4 protein-coding genes are annotated in these 5,213 nt (G+C 68.5%); all 4 read right to left on the reverse strand.

All coding sequences use genetic code 11. From position 1 onward, the window contains the following. On the reverse strand, positions 1–2,481 hold a 2,481-nt coding region (gene tssH / locus BIS11_RS10365; protein WP_253586013.1), incomplete at its 3' end, for a type VI secretion system ATPase TssH. Positions 2,482–2,489: 8 nt separating this feature from the next. After that, positions 2,490–3,326 (reverse strand): type IVB secretion system protein IcmH/DotU, encoded by an 837-nt coding sequence (gene icmH / locus BIS11_RS10370; protein ID WP_253425670.1) that lies wholly within the window; start codon positions 3,324–3,326, stop codon positions 2,490–2,492. A gap of 3 nt (positions 3,327–3,329) precedes the next feature. After that, the gene (tssK, locus tag BIS11_RS10375; RefSeq protein ID WP_253586014.1) at positions 3,330–4,664 is read right to left on the reverse strand and encodes a type VI secretion system baseplate subunit TssK; all 1,335 of its coding nucleotides are present in this window, start codon (positions 4,662–4,664) and stop codon (positions 3,330–3,332) included. Continuing rightward, entirely contained in the window at positions 4,664–5,203 is a 540-nt protein-coding gene (gene tssJ / locus BIS11_RS10380) for a type VI secretion system lipoprotein TssJ (RefSeq protein ID WP_253421318.1), read from the reverse strand. The genes tssK and tssJ overlap by 1 nt, the downstream gene beginning before the upstream one ends. Positions 5,204–5,213: the final 10 nt, after the last annotated feature.

Below are 5,213 nucleotides of genomic sequence, written 5' to 3' on the forward strand. Positions count from 1 at the left end.
GCCCTGCGCGAGGCCATTTGCGTGCGCGCCGTTCTCGCTGCGCGTGGCGCGCACGCAAATGGCCTCGCGCAGGGCATCGTCGAGCACCACCTCGGCCTCGCGGTGGCGCGCCCGAATGCGACGGGCCAGCGTGTCGAGCTTGGCCGCGACGATGTCGCGCAGCGTGTCGCCAGACAGCGGCAGGTAGGGCACCACTTCCATGCGCGCCAGAAGCGCCGGCTTGAAGAAGTCCGCCAGCACCGGATAGAGGGCGTCATCAAGGGCGGCGGGGTCGGCGTGATGGCGGTTGATCTGCTCGAAGCCCAGGTTCGAGGTGAGGAAGAACAGCACGTTCTTGCAGTCGATCAGCCGCCCTTCGCCGTCGGCCAGCTCGCCCTTGTCGAAGGCCTGATAGAACAGGTTGAGCACGTCCGGGTGGGCCTTTTCCACCTCGTCGAGCAGTACCACCGAGTAGGGGCGCTTGCGGATCGCCTCGGTCAGAAGCCCGCCTTCGCCGAAGCCGACGTAGCCCGGCGGCGAGCCGATCAGCCGCGAGACGGTGTGCTTCTCCTGGTACTCGGACATATTGATGGTGGTCAGAAACTCGCGCCCGCCGTAGAGCTGCTCGGCGATCTGCACCACGGTTTCGGTCTTGCCCACGCCGCTGGGTCCGGCGAGCAGGAACGCGCCGAGCGGACGCCCCGGCCGACGCAGGTCCGCCCGCGCGGTGAGCAGGTGACGGTGGATGCGCTCGATGGCCACGTCCTGGCCCTTGATGAGCCGACCCAGATGCTCGGGCAGCTCGGTCAGGCGGGTCAGCTCGTCGCTGGTCATGCGCTCGACGGGCACCCCGGTCCAGTCGCCGATCACCTGGGCAATCTGCGCCTCTTCGACGCTCGGGTTGACCAGCGCGAAGGCGTGCTGCAACTGCTGCAGTTCGGCCTCGCGCTCGGCGAGCTCGGCGTGAAGCGCCTGGGTATCGCTCTCCGGTTCGGCGTCGAGCAGCTGGCGATGCAGGGCGACGATGGCGTCGACGCAGTCGCGCTGCGCCTGCCAGGCCGCCTCCAGCGTGGCGAGCTCCTCCTCGAGCCCGGCCAGGCGCTCTTTCAGCGCCTCGAGCCGGGCGGGCTCCTGGGTGCGGCCCAAGAGGGTCTCGCGGGCGAGCTGGTCGCGCTCGCGCACGGCGGCGACATGTTCGCTCTTGAGATGGCTCAGCTGGCGCGGCGGGGTATCCAGCGCCTGGGCCAGGCGCGTGCAGGCGGTGTCGAGCACGTCGATCGCCTTGTCCGGCAACTGGCGCCCGGCCAGGTAGCGCGCCGAGAGCGCGGCGGCGGCGCGCAGGCCGCTGTCGCCGATCAGCACGCCGTGGGCGCGCTCGTAGACGTCACGCAAGCCGCGCAGGATGACCAGCGCCTGGTCGATGCTCGGCTCGGACAGCGCCACGGGCTGGAAGCGCCGCGACAGCGCCGGGTCCTTCTCGAAGTACTTCTTGTACTCGCGCCAGGTGGTGGCGGCGATGGTCTTGAGCTCGCCCCGGGCCAGGGCCGGCTTCAGCAGGTTGGCCGCGTCGCCGCCGCCCTCCTGGTTGCCGGCGCCGATCAGCGTGTGGGCCTCGTCGATGAACAAGAGAGTGGGCCGCGCGGCGCCCTTGACCTCGTCGATCACCGCCTTGAGGCGCTTCTCGAACTCGCCCTTGACCGCGGCGCCGGCCTGGAGTGCGCCCAGATCCAGGGTCAAAAGCTCGACCCCGGCCAGCGCCGCCGGCACCTGGCCCGCCACGATGCGCGCGGCCAGGCCCTCGACCACCGCGCTCTTGCCCACCCCCGCATCACCGACCACGATCGGGTTGTTCTTGCGCCGTCGCCCCAGGATATCGAGCATCTGGTCGATCTCCGGGTCGCGGCCGAGCACCGGGTCGTTCTCGCCCCGGCGCGCCTGCTCGGTGAGCGAGGTGGCAAAGCGCGCAAGCGCGCTGTCGTCGCCAGCGGGAAGCTTTCGCGCCGACGCATCCGTGGCCTCCTGCGGGGCTTCGGCGGAGTCCGCGGTCAGCGCGTCGAGGCGCCGGCGCAGGTTTTCGCGATTGATGTCGGCGAGCAGCCGCCGCGAACCCGGGCCGAGATAGCGCTCCGGCGTATGCAACAGCGCAGTGAAGATCGCCCCGCTCCTGAGCGTTGCGTGCTGGTACTCGGTGGCGGCGAGAAGCCAGGCATCCTGCAGAAGCTCGACCAGCAGCGGCGAGAAGCTCGGCGTGGCCACCTCCATGGCGCGCGGCGGGCGGGTCTCCTCGGCAAGCGCTGCGCGCAGCGCCTCGACCTCCACGTCCATCTGCTCGCACAGCAGGCGCACGTCGCACAAGGGCTGGTCGAGCAGCGCCTGGAGCAGGTGGGCAGCGGTGACTTCCGGCGCTTCCTGCTGGGCACACAGTACGGCGGCCTGTTCGAGACCTTGCCTGGCGATCGCGTTGAGCCGGTCGATCAGCGCCGGCAGCTCTACCCTGAGCATGGCATCTCCTAGCGGTAAAGTTGGTTGAGAAGCGTGGTGATCTGCTCGGCCTGCTGGTCGAGCGAGTAGGCAAAGCCCCAGTACACCGCCACCATGGCCACGCCGAACAGCGTGAAGATGCCCCAGATGGGGAAACTGCCCCCCCGGCGCCGGCGACCCTTGACCACGTTGTCGAGCGGATGGGTGAGCGTGTCCTCACCGACCGGCTCGAGCGAGGAGAGCTGATCGCCGAGGGCGCGCACGATCTGTTCGTACTCGTCGCGACCGTGGGACATCACCCGGTAGCGCCCCTCGAACCCCAGGCACAGGCAGAGATAGATGAAGGCCAGCATGTCGCGGTAGCGCTTGGGTTCCTGCTGCAGCCGAGCAAGGATCGAGAACACCTTCTCGCCGCCCCAGGTCTCGTTGTGAAAGCGGGTGAGCAGCGAGTGCTCCGCCCACTTGCTCTGGCGCCCCCAGGGCATGCCCATGACCGCCTCGTCGATGAACGAGCACAGCACGTAGCGGTAGGCCAGCAGCGTCGCCCGGTCGTAGCCCTGCTCGGTCAGCTCGATCTCGATGGCGGCGATCTCGTCGACCACCTGGCGGTAGAGGCGCTCGACGTCGGCGACGTGATCGAGCTGGCGCACCCGCACCACCATGCCCAAGAGGCTTCCGGCGGCGTCGACCAGCGGGTTGAGGTTGTGCCCGCGCAGCCGGAACCAGTAGTCCTCGTCGGCGTCGAGCTGCTCGGCGTGGCTGTGGATCAGGTGCTCGAGCCCGCGTTCGTTGATCAAGTCCTCGTGGCGCCCTTTCATCGCCGCGCGGTTCGTCGTGTTCTGCCCATCGGTCGCTAGCTGTTGCATGGTTTAACTCCTGATCGCCCAGAACTGCATTTCCAGGCCCGGGAACTCCCCGGCCACGTGGAACGCGAAGCCGCTGGCGCCATCGAGCATGCTCCAGGCCTCGCTCTGGCGATCCAGCTGGAAGTAGGTGTAGCCGGCGTGGTAGGGCAGCTCTCGCGGCGCCACCGGCAGCGGCTCGAGCGGAACGCCCGGCAGCTGCAGGCTGATGAGGTCGCGAATGCGCTCGACGCTGGCCACCTTGGTCTGCTGCAGGAACAGCTTGCGCAGGCGCTCGCCCGGCATGTCGGCGCGCACCGCGAGGATGAACTCCGCGGATTCGATCAGACCGCTGTCGGAGAGCGGCGCGACCAGCAGGCCGAAGCGGCGCGACTGCAGCTGGATCGCCACTGCGCGGGGCTCGAGCACCGTGGAGAGCGCCTGGCGCAGCATCTTCATCAACGGCCTGAAGGCGCGCTCCGGGTGATCGTGGTCGTAGGCCGGGCACTCCGGCGGCAGACGCGATTCGTCGGTGAAGGTGATCAGCTCGCAGGCGATCTCGTGCATGGTGTCGTAGAGGCGCTCCGGGTGGAGCTGGCCCAGGCGTGCCAGGTGCTGAAAGCGCGGCTGGGCGCGGTTGAGAAGCTGCAGCAGCATGAAGTCGGCGACGTCCGCCACTCCCGCCTGGTGGGGCGTGGAGAGGCGCTGGGCGATGTTGCGTGCGCGTTCGCGCATCAGCCCCGCCATCTCGCCGACGAAGCGCTGAAGGCCCGGCGCCGCCTGGACGTTCAAGAGCGTCGGCAGGAACTGTTCGTCGAGCACCAGGCTGCCATCCGGGCGGCGCTCGACGATGCGCGCCACCGCCAGGCACGCGTAGCCGCTGCGGTCGTCGCGCTCGAGCAACAGCCTGGGCGAGACGCGAGCGACCTCGAGCTCCGCCGTGGCGCCCTCCTGGGAGTGCAGGTCGCGCACGCTGCGCGTGGTCATCCGGTAGCGTGCGGGCAGGTCGTCCTCGGGCCAGCGCACCTCGCCGACGCCGTCGGTGGCGAGCGGAATGCCCAGGTAGACCACTTGGTTGGTGAGGCTGGCGTCAGCGACCTCGAGTGCGGCGGGCTCCAGATCGTCCCCGGGCAGATGGAACGCCACGCCGTCCGGCATCACGCCGCTGGCACGACTCAGGGCGATGCGCCCGAAGCTCAGGAATTCCTGATTGAGCTCGAGAGCCAGAAAGCCGTAGAGATAGTGACTCACGCCCTTGAGCCGCGTATCCAGGAGCCCTTCGAGGCTTCGCTGCTGCTGCTGGAAGTGCTGGGGCTTGATGAACAGCCCCTCGCTCCAGACCACACGATTGCGACTGGCCATTACTCCTCCTTCCTTAGCTCGACTTCGCTGTCACGGAGGTGAACGAGCAGGTGATAGTGTTCGGCGCGGCTTTTCACCTTCACGATCTTTTTCCACTCGGCCTCGTTGGGGGTGGCGTAGAAGGCGATCAGCCCGATGTAGCGCGTCTGTTCGTCGATCTCGAAGGGCTCGTAGAACTTCCACTGGCCCGGCAGCAGCGTGAAGTCGTCGTGGGCCAGGTAGTTGGTGCCCAGCACCTCCTCCAGGTCCGCGCCGAGCTGGCCCATGTCTGCGGCCATCAGCATCGAGTCGTCCTTGAGCTGCAGAAGCTGGAAGCGCAGCGGCGTTCCTTCGCCCTCGACGTTGGGGTTGACGTCCGGCTCGGCGACCATGCTCAGATCGACCAGCGTCGGGCGATCCTCCGGGTAGCCCACCGGAATCGACGGGTCGCGAATGACCTGCCAGGACTTGCTTGCGGCCTCCCGGGTCGAGGCGCAGCCGGCAAACAGCATGCACAGGCAGGCAACGCCTGCAAGCCGTGCGAACGTGGCGGTGCTCATGGCGTTTCCC

Source organism: Halomonas sp. 707D4, from assembly GCF_024158685.1.
Classification (GTDB): domain Bacteria; phylum Pseudomonadota; class Gammaproteobacteria; order Pseudomonadales; family Halomonadaceae; genus Vreelandella.

What these genes read in the sequence shown, in the direction of transcription:
- icmH (WP_253425670.1), bottom strand. Translation starts at nt 3,326, where the DNA reads ATGCAACAGCTAGCGACCGATGGGCAGAACACGACGAACCGCGCGGCG.
- tssK (WP_253586014.1), bottom strand. Translation starts at nt 4,664, where the DNA reads ATGGCCAGTCGCAATCGTGTGGTCTGGAGCGAGGGGCTGTTCATCAAG.
- tssJ (WP_253421318.1), bottom strand. Translation starts at nt 5,203, where the DNA reads ATGAGCACCGCCACGTTCGCACGGCTTGCAGGCGTTGCCTGCCTGTGC.